The sequence below is a fragment of the Cylindrospermopsis sp. CR12 genome (assembly GCF_001432185.1).
GTDB lineage: Bacteria > Cyanobacteriota > Cyanobacteriia > Cyanobacteriales > Nostocaceae > Raphidiopsis > Raphidiopsis raciborskii.
Window position 1 is genome coordinate 1 of record NZ_LMVE01000120.1, and the last position, 16,677, is coordinate 16,677.

The following is a 16,677-nucleotide window of genomic DNA, read 5'->3' on the forward strand; positions in this document are numbered from 1 at the left end:
CGTCCTGTATTTGCAAAGCGGATAAGTTCTAATAATTGACCTGATAAAATAGCTTCGGTAAGTTGATCTAGTTTCTTGTAAGCTGCGTTGTCTGACAATTTTTCCAGATCAATACCGGGACTATCAGCGATCGCTCTCACTCGGTAATCATCAGTATAGTCCTCAGAATCGGTTTGAGTAGAATCCTGAGACTCTGATTCACCAGGCTCTTTAGAATCTGCTTTTTTGTTCTTCTGAGGACGCAATATTTGACTTAATTCTAACTTTTTCTCAATCCCTTCATAAATAGATAAAGAAATAGGATCATCTAAATCTTTAGCATGAGAACGAAGCACTTTATAAACCTGTACCAGTTCATGTTTATTTAAAATTGCATTGCCAACAAAATAAGCACGTTTCATAATATCCTTAGGTAATATTTTATAGGGGTGTAAAACTCTTTGAATATCTTTACGCAGTGTGTCTTGACTAAAACCAACAATATATTTTTTCAAGCTTTCAAAAAATATCTCTTGAACTGTTTTATCCTCGTCTTCCTCATGGCGAAAACAAGGGAAGTGTACCAAACAGCGAATAATTGTTATTAATCGTAAAAAGGCATCACTATCAGAATAGGTATGTGCCTCAAATTTATCAATATTTCCTGTATATTCACCAACCAAAATTTCTGATGCTAATCCTTGTTCATTAAGAATTCCATTTTTTTCTAACCATTGCAAATCATTAGCTAAAGCTTCGGGTTGAGCATAAATAGAATGATACTTACGCGACATTAATGCAGATATTTCATCTAAAGAATCTGTTATAGGTTGAACATTACCAACTAACTCCTTTTGTAAAAGATCAGGATTAATTTCATGGAGTAAACCCAACCCAGGGAATTTAATAATTAACGAAATCAAATACATTAATCGTTCAAAATCAATTAAACCAGAATAGTGATGTAAAGTTTTCTTCTGGCTACAATTACGACGATTAACAATAGAACGAGGTAAACTTTTAATCTGTTTTGCAACTAGAGAAAAGTCATATTTGCCATTTACCATTGGCACAACATTTACTTTAGCAAAACCCTCTGCTTCAATGGGTTCAAAGTTTATTAACTGCTTGTTGAAACTCTCAATTATGTTTTTACCAACTTGCCGTTGTCGCTGTTCATTTCTGCGGCAACATTCATCTAAGGGTATTTTTAAATACCAACCCATCCAAGTTTCTGCACCTACACATGCAAACTTTTGCAATATATCCATACGTTGCGATCGCTTAAAATTTGTAGCATCATAAATTACAGAACGACCAGAAGCAACAGCAACTTTAACCCTATTCAATACCTCCTGTTCAATTAAATTCCAATCACCTTGTATACTTTCATCACCAAACAACTCCCCCCGAATTGTATCTGTAGAGATTATTACACAATTAGGATCATATTCCACCCACTGACGAGCAAAGGTTGACTTTCCGGAACCAGGAAGACCGATAAGACAATGACAAATTGGAGACATAAAAGTAATGATTAAAAATCAATAAATATATATTAGGCTAAATTACTAATTCTTAATAATACTTAACGCGAATCACGAAAAATACCTTGAAGATTCCCAAATTTTCATTACCTAAAATTACCAATTACAACAAATCTATAACTAATCGTTACAACTTTTAATTTTGTTGTTCGCGTCAAATTAACACTGCTTAGGTACTTTGATGTTATAAGGAATTCAAACTAGACGCTAACGTTTGTGGGAAAGCTGAAAACCCCTCTCCTGTCTGGATAGCGGATTTAGGTAAATATCAAGTAGTACCAGTGTTTGGTCTTACTGACAACAACAACCCAAGACATAAATTTGTACAAACATTGCGTAATGGTACATCCACACAAGAATTTGCTCAAATTTTCCCCCTCCCCTAGCTTTCTGTTGTTCGCGCCAAGAGGATTTAATTTTGACGGTCGCGTGAAGAATTAGACAAGTAGGCTAGGGGTAGCCATAATTATAGCTATCAACCCAAGAAAAGATTGATTGCACAGTACACGATTGGAGAATTTATCAAAGTTATCATAAGGAGTCTATTATGGAAAATCGTTTATTTGTTTTCTCACCCTGTGGCACAAGTTTGTTGACCAATCAAGCAGCTCAAGAAGAAAGAGGTTTAGTCAGTAAACATGCTAATGCAAAACACATTGAAGAAATACCCTCAGAAGATAGCCTGAAACTGCGATCGCTTGCCAAGAGAGTAGAAGAAAAACTAGCATCTGCTGATCTTGAGTTAGCAGGTAAGATGTCAGCGGAGCTAAATGGCATTATTAAACTTTATAGAAGACCCTGAAATCTTTGAGACTGCAAAGGCTCAAGGAGTAATTTTTATAACGAAAGATAGTGATTTCGTAGATTTAGTTGAGCGACTGGGATCACCACCACAAATTATCTGGTTGACTTGCGGTAATACATCAAATGCGAGGCTAAGAGAGATATTGAGTTCAGTTCTACCAGAAACGCTAGAGTTGCTACATTCTGGTGAAAAGTTAGTAGAGATCAGTGGGATGGCATAACAACTCCAATGCAGCAGTTGACGACTTTTATAGACATTGAGGTCGAGTGTTAGGGCGGGAATACACCTCTACAAATGGAACATTTACTTTTCAAGTATATAAGCAAGTGGATTCATAGTTCTCTAATTCCCTAACTATCTCCTCGTGGACTTGATACATAATACTTGCATCTTCCAGAGAATTAAATTTCTCATCTGTAATGAAGTTTAAACAGCATAGAACTCTTTTCTCCCAATGATCTTTTGTTGTTGTTTCCCAAGCCTTGAAGACTTCTTCTTCAGATAATCCAAGTATGTTGTGAAATATTTTATTTCTTTGGGTTTTTGTAACTTTGTAAAATTTTTTCATATCGTCATTCTTATTTATTTCTAATTTTTTGATTGTCTGGAAAAAAAATTTGTGATCAATTCTTTTTTCAGGTAGCTCCTTTTTATTTTGTTTATCAAAAAACTCTCCTTCTATTGTTTTTCGAATATTATTTGGTAATTTTTCGATTATGCTTCTCTTAAATATTAAACCATTATTTTCAATAATATCATCAGGGTATTCATTTTTAAGCCAGTTAACGATTAGTCCTTCCACAGATCTGAAACTGTGAAATAGTGCTTCCACACTGTTTCCTTGCTCTATTCTTACCACAGCTAAATAGGCAGCTTCATATGCTGGCCACCAGTAATATTTCAATCGCTCTTCTGCTGTTTTCTCAAACTTTGGTAGCTTTTTTAATTCCTCAATAAAACCTTCGGCTTTAGAAGTATTTGATTTAACTTTGAATTCAGAAGTATTCCACTTAATAGCTGCACTTAATAAATTTTTAATGTTATCCATTTTCTCATCCTGGTTATTAGGATCGTCTAATAAATCATCTTTTAACAAATCCAGGACACCTGAATAATCAAAACGTTTCAGTAAGATTTTTGCCTCTTGCAGTTTAAGTCCCCGCAAATAATTGGAAGTATTTATGATTTTTGTACTTTCACTTTTGTATTCATTGGAAACCAAAAATTTCACTTTTTTACCGAATCTTGATAAGCTGAGAAATTGAATTGCAGATGAAATAGCAGGTGTACCAGCTTGATGACTTACATATATATTATTCAAATCTTGATCTTTCATTAGTCCGAGTATACTTGAAGAATTAAATAGTTCTTTCATGATCAGCTTGGGCACTTGATCCCAGCTATCTAAACTTTCTGATTCTGATTTTGGTTGAATTGTGACATAATTAATCTCTGACTGAGGAAATTTACTTTTCAAATATTTCTCGATTATTGGTTTCAAAGTACAAGTATCTTTCCAGTATGGGCTATCTAAACCAGGATCGCCGTCCTCGCAATTCTCCCTAATAAATCTCTGATCTGTCAAAATAACAATTATTTGATTAATATCCTTTTTTTCTTGTTCTAATTTTTGAGAAAAATTATCCAGTAATGGAAAACATAGGTGTTCATGTATGGAATAACCTAATTTTTCGCCAATAGCCATTCCCATAGCTCTTGCTGGAACTAAAAACATATCTTTTTCTTTATCTTCTTCCCCAAATTCATGAGGAAGTTTTTTGGATAGTTCATTCCATCGACATATTCCAGAAATTTTGAGTTGAACATCACTGTTACCGGTTGTCAAGATCCAAATATTACTACTCATAAGCTTCAGTCCTCTCCTATTCTGTATTCCAACCTGTTGTTTTTTTATCTACTGATTACCAACTGTACGTCAAAAGTAAGTAAAAAATGTCTCCCCTACTATAGCACTTTAACTGCCCCAAAGTTTTTCAAAAGTGTTATCATTTTCTAACAATTTGAAGAATTCTGTTTTCAGATCTGGGTTATCTGGAGCAAATATGGTTAATATTTCTACGTATCTACACTTTGTTTGTTTACAATCATGTACTATTTTATCGTTCCGTATAGTAGTATATAGAGGATACATTCTGTGCCAAATTTGACTGATTTTTCTCTTTCCAGAATCAACATATCCGGTTAAATCTGTTCTTTTGATATTATCTCGATGAAACCATTCAATGGCTCTACTATCTTCTCGACCTTCTGCTATTCTTGCCCATACCTGTACATTTTTTGGGTGCCAAGATTCTCGCCATGTTTCTACATATGGACCTGTGGTTCCGGATTTAATATATTGAGGAAAGTATCCTCTTACTGTATCTGGAAGATCGGATAAAAATTTCTTTATATTATTCAATTTTCCATCGTTTACTGTAATGCAATATTCTTCCAATTGAAATGATTTTTGAAAAATCCAATGGCAACCAATTAGTATATCTTTCCTATATGCTGGATAAAAGAGTTTATGATCTGATCTGCGCCATGATCTACCAAAACCACCTAGCAGCATGGAGAACTTAATTAGTAAAGCTAGAAATTGCCGTTCATTTTCTGAACAGCGACCAGCTAAAGTTGAATTAGTATTACTAATTTCTAGTAAACCTTCTAAATCATATCTAATTTCTTGATCAATATCATATTTAAAACTAACACCAAATTTACCAACAGTTGAACCTTTTTTATGAATGTCTGAAGTAATCCCACCCCATAATTCTTCACTTATCTTTTGCACTGTGTATTCGTCAGTTAACCCTGCTAATAATCGTAAAGTATGACCTCTTAATGTCGCTTTAAACATATTAGGACGAAATTCCGAAGAGGCGTTTTGATTTAATAACCTAGAATTTATTCCTTTTCCTTTTAAACCGACCGATATAACAACTTTATTATCAGTCAAAAATACTGTTTCCGAATTTTGAGAATTTTGAGAATTTTTAAATTTACCGTATCCAGCACTGGTTCTAGAACCAATTCCGTTCGATAAAGCATGTTCCCAAATTCTTTGAACTAACTCCCAGTCTAAATCATTTGAATGGTTATATTTAATTTCTGAAATACCAAATATAAAAGTTGTGCGGTACAGTGAAATTTGCAAATTAGCTTTAGTTTTTATGTCATCATACATAACCTGAAATTTTTGTTGACTGTGAATAATATCAAGCAAGCGATCACTATTTGCCCAGGACATATCTACAGGATAGCCCCCATGAAAACGTAAAATTCCTGGCTTTGTTGTTTTTCCGCCAACACATTTTTCTTCCCCACCACAATAATCTAATACTTTGTCTGGTTCAATCTCTAAACAAGCTCTCAAAAAAGCTCCCTTCATACTAGTTCCTGTGTAGTAAGGTACACCTTTTGCACCGATAACAGGTCGAATTATTCCGTCGTCTTGTCCTGAATTTGTAACTAAACGCCAAATTAGTGTATATTCCCACGTATGGACATTTTGTCCAAACTTAGGTATTCTTATTGTTGATGGCTTCTGTTTCCATTTCGGCAAGACTTCATCTGATTTATTAGGTATGGGGGGACATCCTTTGAACCACTCCTCTATCCACTGTTTTGCTGCTGATTTATTTCCAGCATATTGAATCATTCCCCTATCTTTAATTTGAGCTTGATACATTAATGGTACTGAATTATGACTCATTTTTTTGTCCTCACCTATAACTTCTCTCAATTTTTTAGCCACCTAAACTATCTAAATTACCTTTGCTGTAATAATTTGGTTCATTCAATTCTCTTGATCAGTTTCGTTACTTGCTGTAGGTTTGTATCTTTGTGTCCACCAAACCATATAATCACATAGTTGTGTTAGTATTGAAAGTGTAACTTTTCGATACGCTAAAGGAAATTTTTGTGAATCCCATAAATCTTCCGGTGTTCGAGGTACTTGGATACTAGCTTGATGCATAGTTATGACCAATTTGTCCCAAGTATCTGCCCAATATTGAGATTTCTTATTATTTTTATCTTCTTTTAATCGCAATTGTTCACCCCAGAACCTTTCTAAACCATAGTGAACCGTAGAGCGCATTTTGTAAACTTGCTTTGATGCTTCATCATCTTTATATTTTTTGACTAATTCGTGAGCAATCTTGTCTAGATTAAAATCTTCCCAGGACATACTTACCTCGTAATATAACTAACTTTGTAAGATTATTAAATACTAACAGTTTTATTGGATAAATACTGTGACTTCACAGTACCCAAAACCTACGGACTCCAAACCCCCAAAATAAATATTAGCCTTATTAATTCTAGGCTGATCTTGTTCATACTCTCCAGCAAAAGGTTTCCATGTTTCAGGTTTATTTTGACCGTTCTTTTTAATACCAATAGGAAAAACTAAAAAGGTTTCCTCTGGTAATGCTTCAACTCCAAAAAAATTCTTACTACACTTTTGTTCCTTTTCTAAAGCAACACGACTTTGACGGTAGAGTGCCATATCATGAATCATAGAAATTTCATTGTCACGTACTATTATTGCTGGTAATTTTTCTTGATTCGGAAACCAACAGTCATCTATATATTCGTTGTTCTTAATACTCAAAAAACCAAAATTGAAGAATAATTTGTTGTTTGGTAAAGGTACAAGGTTTTTGGATCTAGAATATTCACTAGGTAGAGGTTTTTGCAATCCAGTGATTCTCTTGTAACGCTTCAACAAACGTGGACAGCTTACCCAAACAATTGGTTGACCTGGACAGAATACAGGTAGCCAAATGATAGAAGCATAGTCAAACTTTACTAATGATTCAGTTATTCTACTGTAAATAGCAGAATCGTCTGTATTATTCTCATCATTACGCTCATCTGTGTAAGTGAAATCATTTCCATACCATTTTTTTACCTCTGTTTCTTTTTTGTCTCCCGAGTGATTGTACCGCATTAAAGCTCGGAATCTACCACGAATTGAGCTGCCAGGAATAATACCAGTTTGAGTAAATTGATCTCGAAAAATTAGGTTGATATTTCCCGTTTCTTCTCCCGCTGTTGCTCCTACATGTAATGGTGCTTCTGTTTTAATAATTCCATAACCCTGATGATACATAAACTAAATTCTCCTAATTTTATTATTTACTACTTGTCCACACGAATGAAATAGCATAATCTGTTGAATCAATGAAAACTAGTTTTTTTCAACTCTAGTATTATTCAACACCCTTAATTTTGATTGGTAAACATAAACCACATCCTAATTGTTTAAGAGAAAAGCCCTCAGTGGGGAACCATTCATTAGGAAACCCTGCTTCATTTTCGTCCCCCCACCAAGATTTATTTAAAGGCTCTTCAAATACATAAACACTCCCTGCTGGAACTGCGTAACGTCCTCTTCCTAATCTTCCTCCCCCTTTATTATCTCCCACTCGATAACGGTAAGGTGAAGGTCTATCCGTCAAAATATGGCTAGGTTTAGGAAAAGTTGTCTGATTTGGGTCTGGGTAGCGACGTGAAAACCGATTTGAACCCCAGACTCCCGGTGTGATCAGGGCAAAACTACGCTGAATTTTTTCTTTTAACAGACCTAATATCACGTGATTTGACAAATCCTGTGATTCAATTTCCACCAAATGACCCTCACCTCCAAAACAGTACCACCCCTTCGGTATTTCGTGAGTTGATAAATAAACTAAGCAAAATTCTTGATCATTTTGTATAGCATTTTCTAGAAATAATCCGCTTTCTTCAACACAACGCTCATTTTTAAGTAACCTGGGATGTAGTATAGATACGTATCTCCATGGATCTCCTTTGCTGTGATTCATAATGTCTTTAACACGATTATACCGCCAATAATGAATATCATGCCATTTACAATCAGGCTCCAAAGATTTTTGATCACGATACCACTTGTCATTTTTTATTTCCCACTCATCTGACTTATTGCTTTTTTGATTGATAATTTTTGTCCAAGGAATGGGGATGTAGAAGCGGTGTGGTTGGTCTGGTTTTGACCAAAAAGGTCCGGCCAGATGTAATTTCTTGAGTTCTTCATGCTCAATAAATGGGTTAGTCTTATTGGCTGCAAAGAACAAGCCAGACAAGGTATAAGCGTCTGGAGGAAACTTTGAACCAGAACGTCCTATCAGATTTTCTGATGATAAGAATGCTCCCGCACTGCCATATAAAAATCCTAAAGGGTTAATAATAATTAGATATTTGTACATATTTGCCACCCTACATTAATTAGATCGTTGATCCAAATAATCATATCTATATCTTTCACAAGTGTGTTTCTTTCACCATAAAGAATTGTTGCGGATTCTGTCTGTAGATGTCTTTCGTCCTCAAAATAAATATCAAACAAGGACATTCCTAATAGATATTTACTACGATCTTGACTCGATTTATGTAAATCAATGGCATGACGGGCTTTGAGTTCAGCAAGATCACTATAAATATGATTCCAATTTGGTTTACAGTTATCCTTCCTACCTCTACATTCCCATTTTGGGTAAGTTTTACCATCCCTGTCCCGGTATCGTTTTAAAACATATAGATAATTCCACGGACAAGTCCATTGTACATATTGTCCACTATTAAACACAACTCGAATAGTCACTCTGTCCTTACCAGAAGATTTTGCTATCTTCTGTGTTTCTCGACAATGCTGTAACACATCTCGCTGAGGTACACCCCCTGCTGCCCAGACAAAACCAACACTTAAAGTTATCTTTTGTTTATGCTCATTCCATCGGTCATTCAAAGTCATTAACCATTCATAAACTTCCAACCCTATCTTTTTGTCCGTCTGTTTACTGTCTGAAGTCTTTTTTTCAGTTTGTCTACCATAAATTACCCCTAGGAAATCATCGCCACCCGCATAAATAACTCTCCCTTGAATATTCGGATTGGGATATCTGTTAAAGTCTTCATAAAAATCCTCCCCCCACTTTAGCATTGCTCTACTAAATCTACTTAAACCCACATCTCCTTCATCTTCTGCAATATTTTTCAGATGCTCACCAACGTTATCTCCATCTCCCATGAACCATCCTGTCCACAGATACTCTGTTTTACCATTAAAATTCGATTGACGCTGGATTTCTGTAAATCTTTCTACCACCGACATGCCCAATTCTTCTGCAATACTGGGATACGTAACTAAACGTTTAGTCAGTTCAGGAATACTCAACTTTTCTCTAGGGTCAATAAATTTACCTTGAATTTCTGATGACGTTGGCTCTTCAGTTATTTTTGCCAGATCCGTATAGAATGTTTTAATTTGTTTATTTTCTTCTTTATAGTTGGTATGTTTTGGATTACGCCCTGTTCCACCTAATCCTGGGAAAGCGATTGCATCACTACCACTTAGACTAGAACTTTCTCCAACCCAATTTATTGCAGTCCAATCACGACACAGTTTTTTGGTTTCTAGTTCTTTCATTACGGATATAGGAGAATCTGCCTGAGCCCAAAAGATTTCCCAAGTATGATTGGCCCAATGATTCCATTCATCATCCCAATAATAAGGTTCTAAATGTCGCAGATTACTGGTCAACCATTCCTTACAACAGTTAAGAACTTTTTTCCAAGTTTGTAAAATTGACTCTCTTGCTTTATCTTCTGGGAAATCGCCTTTAAAAAGAATTCGATTAGGAATTCCTCTTTCTATATTAGGAGATCCAGGTGAAATCACTTTGATAGTAGATATCTCCCGCTCAGCAGTATCAATTATATGTCTACTTAGGTACGAAAGAATTTGTGATGCACCATATAAGTCTCGTAACTTCCGAGACTTTTCTATAAATCCTTGTACAGGTGCAAAGGTGACAGCAGTATATATGTATTTTTCTTCGTCATCCATTCTTTTTTACAGCCTCAACAAATGTAAACAAAGACACTTTAGGTGATTACAATCTTTCCCCGCATCTATCTTAAGGTAGATATTTAAAACTTGGAAAGAAATGCGATCGCATTTCTTAATACCTATAGATCCCAGCCTTGAAATGGGTTATGATGTCCACATACCAAGTCTAATCAACAATGATAACCTAGCCTTATTGTTATAGAAAAGGCTTTTACAAACCTTAAAACAAACTCGGAGGGGCAAATTTTCCATGAAAGGGAAACAAGTTTTACTAACAGGTGGAACAGGTGGACTGGGCTTAGGGGTCACACCCACGATTTTGGCTCAAGGTGCATATCTCACCATTCCGTACCGCAATCTTACTTATGTCGAAAGATTAAAAACAATCTTACCCCCTGCGGATATGGCCAGGATTCAATTTATTCCCGTAAATCTTGAAAGCGATTCTTCCGTGGAAGAACTGGTTAATAGCATGACCAAAGTCGACGTCTTAATTCATTTAGTCGGTGGTTTTTACTATGGCAAAACCCATGAATGCAGTTTTGACGATTGGAAACATCAATTTGAATTAAATGTTTACACAACTTTCTTAACCTGCAAATATAGTTTAAAAAGAATGCTAGAGAATGGTTATGGGCGCATTGTTACTGTTAGTTCTCGTGCTGGTTTAGAGCCTGCTGCCAATCTAGCAGCTTATTCTGCATCTAAAGCCGCTGTGATAGCTCTAACTAAGGCTATAGCTGATGAAACTAGGGGCACTAATATCACCGCAAATACGGTTTTACCCAGTGTTATTGATACACCCACTAATAGGGAGGCAATGGGTGTGGAAAAAGCTGGCGAATGGGTCAAACCCGAATCCATTGGCCAGGTAATTTGTTTTTTGGCTTCGGAAGCTGCTGGGGATATCCGGGGTGCTACTATTCCCGTTTATGGCAATATTTAAGGAGAGCGATCGCATGGTTTGGGGATATTTTTTAAAAACCCCCCAATCCTCTCGAAGCAATGTTGAGTGGAGTATCTAATCCAGGCGATCGCATTTCTTAACACATATTTAGATGCCCGACCTAATGATTGTTATTCTTTACATCTTTAAATTTACAGATATGATTAAGTAGTTAACTAAATTATTTTTTCACTACTTGAAGTAAAATTAGTATCCACATTTAGTTGATTCATCGCGCAAATATACAACGCTAAGTTATGTTGAAGCAAGAAGCACAATGGCTAGGAAAAATGATTTATTCTCTTGATCAAGATAGTATTTTTCCATTATTAAATCTTGGAAGTTCCAGTCAAAACTTCCGAGAAAAACAACAACCTTGGATATATCAATTCTTGTTTAAACCTGCTCAGCAATCCGCTGTAGTTTTAATTCCCCACGCCCTGGGTATCCTAGAAGATGTGGAAATTGGGCTTTAATTCCTCTAGAAATAGCGATCGCACAGCCAAAAACATTTTGTTGAACTATCCTTTCTCCGGATTGGTTAGTTTAATAACAAAATTTCTCAATACTTTCAACATAGCCAAATTAACTTCATGTCCCGCATCAAAGTGATGGTACTCAACAGGAACTCCCAAGGATTGTGCAACCTGTTGGCTTTTAATTGCAGCTGAGAGGGGAACAATCTGGTCTTGGGTTCCGTGCATAATCAGAGTTGGGGGGAACTGGCGTTTTTCTATAGTGGAGACTTGAGGATGTAAATAGCCACTCATGACTGCTAAACCGGCTAAGGGTAAGTTGAGACCCACATCTAAGGTCATGGCACCACCCTGGGAAAATCCGGTCAAAATAGTTTTAGACAGGGGAATTCCTGTGGTGGTTGGTAGGGATTGCAACCAGTCTATTAACAATTGACGGCTTACTACTAGTCCTTCATACATTTTGTCGTCTCGTAGATCATACCATGCTCTACCATTATCGCTATAGGGATAGGGATAGGGAGCATTAGGAAGTAAAAACTCATAATCATGTAAGTTAACATGCGGTAATAAGGATGCTACGTCCTCAGCATTGGCACCCCAACCGTGTAAGGTGACAATTAGTCCCAATGGAGTTTTTGTGGTTTGGGCGGAAATTTTAATAAAATCTAAGGTCATATAGACAATCAGAAAAATTAACTGTTATTAATTTTACGTAGTTTTGTCTCCCATAGCAAGACTTTTTTTTATCTGTTCTGCTATAATTTTAGGATAGTTCTATGGATGTCTAAAACTATGAAGTGGCGAGTCATACTTGAACCCGATCCAGAGACCAGGGAATGGGGAATTTGGTGTCCAGAGTTGCCTGGATGCACATCTGCTGGTATCACACAAAATGTTAGTGGTCTCAGGACAAAAGATTGATTTTCAAATGGCTTAAAATTTTCTAAGTTTAAGCTATTTAACATGATAAAATCTCCCGAACTATTTGGTTAATTTGCTCAAACCTATATATAACCTGATCACTGGCTTGAGAAATGGATTTCTCAAAGTTGGCATCTGTTTCAATTTTTTTCATAAATGTTTTATTTAACAAGTCTTTATAATTTATCAATTTATCAATTTGCCCCGGTGTTAACCTACTCAAAATAACTGACCATGCTTCAAACAGAGATTTATTAACAGGGAACCTTGTTTTGCCATTTTTGGGAGGTTTACGGAAAGCGTTACTGCTAAAAATGCTATCTGCTGCTCTCATGGATTTAATGAAGTCTCGTTTCATATCCTTGAGCCTAGTATCCTCTAAATTATTTAACTTCGACATGGCACTATTTAAAAACTCATTTCTTCCTTGAGTATAATCATGATAATCTATCAACCAAAATGCAATAAAACCTATAATATATTCATGATCGTCCATTCTTTTCCTTCTTTTTTCACTGATGTTTATCAACTTCTTAAACTCTGCTAATTCTGAAAACTCCTTCAGAATCCTCAAGGACTTTCCAGGGTACATAGCTTGACGCAGCTCCTGGTTATTCAGTGATACACCACCAGTATTAATTCTTTGAAAAATATTATATTTTACTTCCGGGGGAGTTCCGGACTCAACTAAGCAGACTATTAACTCTGTTTCTTCTATCCTTCTTTGGTGATGACGAGACAATTCATCATATTTTTTGTGTTCTAAATCCCTCAGAAATTGTAAATCAGTTAATCTCAGTTCCTGGTCAAGAATGAATTTTTTAAATGTATTAATTCTTTGAATACCATCTATCACTAACCACTTATCATCAGTAGTTGCATCCACATAAAATGCTGGAAGTGGAATCCCAATTAAAACAGATTCAATTAAACGACTCTTATTTTTGTCATTCCAAATGTCGGCATGACGTTGAAAATCAGGGGCTAAATCAATTTCGTCATGCTGAATTCTTTTTAGCAATATATCTATTGACATCATCTTAGTCTTGATCCTAATTTTTGTAGGATCAAACGGTTCTAGGTTTTCAATCTCATCCTCTTCAACATCTTCATCACTGTCATCATATATCTCCCTAATTGGCAGTTCCATTTGTTGAGTGTTAATACCCTTAGTAATTGTCATAAATTGACGCTCCTATCGCTAAAAGCGAGGGATTCCCTGTTCATCCAGTTACCTTATCTAGGAGGCTTTCACCTAATAGACAGTGGGTAGTCTGTCCGAGGGCTTGAATTTCTGTCCGCCCGACAGTATTTGCTTTTTGAAGTATGTTTTTAGCGGCGTTTTCATCCCTATCCAAAACACAACCACAAGAACAAATATGTGTTCTTACAGACAACGTTTTCTTAACAATATTGCCACAAATAGAACATTGCTGGCTAGTATATTGTGGGTTTACCGCTATTACAAACTTCCCGTGTATTTTCCCAAAGTAGTCTAACCAATCGGTGAACATTGACCAACTTGCGTCATTAATAGACTTAGCAAGTTTTCTATTTTTCACCATATTAAAAACCTTCAAGTCTTCATAAACTACCAAATCGTTAGATTGGATTAACGCTTTTGCTGTCTTTACAACAAAATCTTTACGTTGTCTGGAGACTTTTAAATGAAGACGGGCTACTTTTGACTTTTGTTTTTGACGCTTGTTGCTCCCCTTTTTCTTTAAAGTCTAAGGCATTTATTCCGAATAAACTGCCCTGTTCTAATAGCTTCCAGGATAGCTACTTGTTGCCTTTGTGTCGCTTTGATTTTAAACTCTATGACTCGCATTGAACCGACCTCTCAATGTGTTACATTATAATTGTATCATCTCATCGGTAAAACCGAGAGCCTTCAAGCCGACATTTTAGGTAAAAAGAATTCCAATTTACCAATTTCTCCACCCACCCTGGGTTTGATCTCGATTTTCCAAACCCTTATTTCCCAGGAGATTATGGTACTCAACACTGCTAGACCATCGATCAATTTCCCTGGCCCGCAGAACAGGTACAGGATGACTTAACTGAGCTGTGTGAGCATCTTTAACCATCATACCCAATTCAGTTTTGCTTATTGCATCATAAGCACGAGCTTGGGCAACAAAAGCATCCAGATTTAATCGGGGTGCTAGGGTTGGTGAACCACCAGCTAGTTTCATTAATACTGACATTACCACTTTCGGATTTTGAGTCGCTAATAATGCAGCGCGATCGCAAGTGAATTCAGCACAGCGCACCCATTCTAATAACTGGTTTTGTAGTGACTGAGCTAAAACAACGCCAATGTTGGGTAAAATAGAAGTGGCTAATATTAACAGGTTAGCTGGTGTTAGATAAACACTGTGGTCACATTTAAGGTGTCCGAGTTCGTGACCAATTACGGCTTGTATTTCCTCTGGTGTGAGCATATCAACCAGGGAAGTGTGTAATACTATAAAAGGTTTTTTACCCCGCATGGCAAAAGTATAAGCATTGGGACTAGGATGCTGACGGATATATAATTGTGGTAGCTCAATATCCAAATTCTTACAAGCATCTATTAATAGATAATGTAAATCAGGTAGTTGTTTTTCGCTCACCAAAATACTGGAGGCTATATTTTCTGCATAAAATACCTGTTCAGCAACTGGGCCAAGCAAATTTCTGACCATAATATCTATTCCTGGAATTTGCCGAAGAGTTTTTGTTGCTTCCAAGTCTAAAGGGTGACGGAAAGAGTCTGCTTTTAAACCAATAAGTGGTTTTTTTGCTATTGCTTGTACTGGTGTTTTAACTAAAGACATAGATAGAAAAGAAAATTAACTATTATTAATTTTAGGTACTTCTAAAACTATAGCACCCAGAAGTCCCTTGCGAAAATCACTAATGATAGTCCTAGCAGTACGTTCCACATCTCCTTGATAACGACTTGCTGCTAACACCTCTAAATATGCTTCTCCTGTATGAATAATAGAATCAACACCATAGCGAGAAAGTAGTGGATGGGGTGGTAATAGATGGGGGGAAGTTTCTTGAAACTGATTGACCATATCCACAAAAGCAGCTGCTATTAATTGATTATCGTAGGATGCTTCTCCAATATCATCACAGATGGCTAATTTCACTGCTGCTTGTTGATCTTCTAATCGAGAAGGAATAATTCCCGGTGCGTCTAACAACTCTAAATGTTCAGAAATTTTCACCCAGCGCAATTGACGGGTGACACCCGGACGAGCAGCACTTTCCACAACTCTTTTCCCTAACAACCGATTAATCAGTGCGGATTTTCCCACATTGGGAAAACCAATCACTACTGCACGCACGGGACGAGGTAACATCCCCCTTTGTTTTCTCCTTTCATTCAGTTCTGTTCCTGCTATTTGTGCTGCTTTAGCTATGGCTGTAATTCCTTGACCTTGTTGAGCATTGGCAAAATAGGGCACTTCTCCTTGTTTTTTAAGCCATTCTGACCATATTGATTTCACTTGGGGCAAAATCATGTCTAGTCGGTTAATCACTAGTACCCGTGATTTATTACCTATCCATTCTTTAACTTGGGGATGGTGTGTAGATAGGGGAATACGTGCATCCCTAACTTCTAATATCACGTCTACCCTTTTTAATTGCTCTTTAAGATTTTTTTCCGCCTTAGCAATATGACCAGGATACCATTGGATGATATTTAATTTGTAGTTTTGTGTTATGGACATTGTTTATCAATATTGCTACTGCTGTACAAAATTAAACGATTACCATCTGGATCCTGGGCATAAATCTCCTGACCATGGGAAGTTATGGAAATCTCTCCCGTGGGAGGATAACCTAGAGATTTCAGATCAGAAATGGCATTTTCTAGGTTGCTCACCTCTATACATAAACTTAGCGGATTTTTGCCATGAACTACAAATTCTGATTCATGATCTTTTTGTGGTCTGAAAATACCTAATCTCAGATGGTCAACTTGCCACTCAACATAAACACTAGGTATAAATTTGGTTGGTGGGCTTTCTAGTAACTGCATATAAAAGTTGACTAACTGATCAAAATTTACCGTACCTATCGTTACTAGTATATAGTTATATTTCATCTATGTTGAATGT

Annotated in this window: 16 protein-coding genes and 1 pseudogene; 4 read left to right on the forward strand and 13 right to left on the reverse strand. The window is 36.3% G+C overall.

Features of this window, described 5'->3' with window-relative positions:
- Positions 1–1,505 (reverse strand): ATP-binding protein (locus tag ASL19_RS13465; protein ID WP_057178732.1); only part of this gene is annotated, 1,505 nt, incomplete at its 3' end.
- Between the two features lie 568 nt (positions 1,506–2,073).
- On the opposite strand from ASL19_RS13465, the gene ASL19_RS13470 reads away from it, so the two are divergent.
- Together ASL19_RS13470 and ASL19_RS13475 are read left to right on the forward strand one after the other, a co-directional pair.
- On the forward strand, positions 2,074–2,328 hold the full coding sequence (locus ASL19_RS13470) for a hypothetical protein (RefSeq protein ID WP_057178733.1): 255 nt from the start codon (positions 2,074–2,076) through the stop codon (positions 2,326–2,328).
- Positions 2,297–2,551: a DUF5615 family PIN-like protein gene (locus tag ASL19_RS13475; RefSeq protein ID WP_072149143.1), complete on the forward strand. Its 255-nt coding sequence runs from the start codon at positions 2,297–2,299 to the stop codon at positions 2,549–2,551. The genes ASL19_RS13470 and ASL19_RS13475 overlap by 32 nt, the downstream gene beginning before the upstream one ends.
- Positions 2,552–2,641: 90 nt before the next feature.
- On the opposite strand, the gene ASL19_RS13480 is transcribed toward ASL19_RS13475, so the two are convergent.
- From ASL19_RS13480 to ASL19_RS13505, 6 genes are all read right to left on the reverse strand, one after another.
- Positions 2,642–4,198 (reverse strand): hypothetical protein, encoded by a 1,557-nt coding sequence (locus ASL19_RS13480; protein WP_057178734.1) that lies wholly within the window; start codon positions 4,196–4,198, stop codon positions 2,642–2,644.
- A gap of 108 nt (positions 4,199–4,306) precedes the next feature.
- Positions 4,307–6,049, reverse strand: a complete 1,743-nt coding sequence (locus ASL19_RS13485) for a hypothetical protein (protein ID WP_057178765.1) — start codon at positions 6,047–6,049, stop codon at positions 4,307–4,309.
- An 84-nt stretch (positions 6,050–6,133) separates the two neighbouring features.
- Positions 6,134–6,526 (reverse strand): hypothetical protein, encoded by a 393-nt coding sequence (locus tag ASL19_RS13490; RefSeq protein WP_057178735.1) that lies wholly within the window; start codon positions 6,524–6,526, stop codon positions 6,134–6,136.
- Between the two features lie 51 nt (positions 6,527–6,577).
- Positions 6,578–7,453 (reverse strand): RAMP superfamily CRISPR-associated protein, encoded by an 876-nt coding sequence (locus tag ASL19_RS13495; RefSeq protein ID WP_057178736.1) that lies wholly within the window; start codon positions 7,451–7,453, stop codon positions 6,578–6,580.
- Between the two features lie 100 nt (positions 7,454–7,553).
- Positions 7,554–8,570 (reverse strand): CRISPR-associated protein, encoded by a 1,017-nt coding sequence (locus ASL19_RS13500; protein WP_057178737.1) that lies wholly within the window; start codon positions 8,568–8,570, stop codon positions 7,554–7,556.
- Positions 8,555–10,210: a type III-B CRISPR-associated protein Cas10/Cmr2 gene (locus ASL19_RS13505; RefSeq protein ID WP_057178738.1), complete on the reverse strand. Its 1,656-nt coding sequence runs from the start codon at positions 10,208–10,210 to the stop codon at positions 8,555–8,557. The genes ASL19_RS13500 and ASL19_RS13505 overlap by 16 nt, the downstream gene beginning before the upstream one ends.
- Before the next feature lie 253 nt (positions 10,211–10,463).
- Between ASL19_RS13505 and fabG the strand changes: the two genes are divergently transcribed.
- Both fabG and ASL19_RS13515 read left to right on the forward strand, forming a co-directional pair.
- Positions 10,464–11,159 (forward strand): 3-oxoacyl-ACP reductase FabG, encoded by a 696-nt coding sequence (fabG, locus tag ASL19_RS13510; protein WP_057178739.1) that lies wholly within the window; start codon positions 10,464–10,466, stop codon positions 11,157–11,159.
- Positions 11,160–11,416: 257 nt separating this feature from the next.
- Entirely contained in the window at positions 11,417–11,635 is a 219-nt protein-coding gene (locus ASL19_RS13515; RefSeq protein WP_057178740.1) for a hypothetical protein, read from the forward strand.
- A gap of 45 nt (positions 11,636–11,680) precedes the next feature.
- On the opposite strand, the gene ASL19_RS13520 is transcribed toward ASL19_RS13515, so the two are convergent.
- The 6 genes and pseudogenes from ASL19_RS13520 to ASL19_RS13550 form a co-directional block, all read right to left on the reverse strand.
- Complete coding sequence (locus tag ASL19_RS13520) at positions 11,681–12,313, reverse strand: alpha/beta hydrolase (protein ID WP_057178741.1); 633 nt, start codon at positions 12,311–12,313, stop codon at positions 11,681–11,683.
- Between the two features lie 283 nt (positions 12,314–12,596).
- Positions 12,597–13,742, reverse strand: a complete 1,146-nt coding sequence (locus ASL19_RS13530) for a DUF262 domain-containing protein (RefSeq protein ID WP_057178743.1) — start codon at positions 13,740–13,742, stop codon at positions 12,597–12,599.
- A gap of 40 nt (positions 13,743–13,782) precedes the next feature.
- A pseudogene (locus ASL19_RS13535) lies at positions 13,783–14,271 on the reverse strand (RNA-guided endonuclease InsQ/TnpB family protein); the annotation flags it as partial.
- A 216-nt stretch (positions 14,272–14,487) separates the two neighbouring features.
- A complete protein-coding gene (locus ASL19_RS13540; protein WP_057178744.1) occupies positions 14,488–15,381 on the reverse strand; it encodes a M48 family metallopeptidase in 894 nt (297 codons plus the stop codon).
- Between the two features lie 15 nt (positions 15,382–15,396).
- Entirely contained in the window at positions 15,397–16,287 is an 891-nt protein-coding gene (ylqF, locus tag ASL19_RS13545; protein WP_006278829.1) for a ribosome biogenesis GTPase YlqF, read from the reverse strand.
- Positions 16,278–16,664, reverse strand: a complete 387-nt coding sequence (locus ASL19_RS13550; RefSeq protein ID WP_006278830.1) for a hypothetical protein — start codon at positions 16,662–16,664, stop codon at positions 16,278–16,280. The genes ylqF and ASL19_RS13550 overlap by 10 nt, the downstream gene beginning before the upstream one ends.
- Positions 16,665–16,677 lie beyond the last annotated feature (13 nt).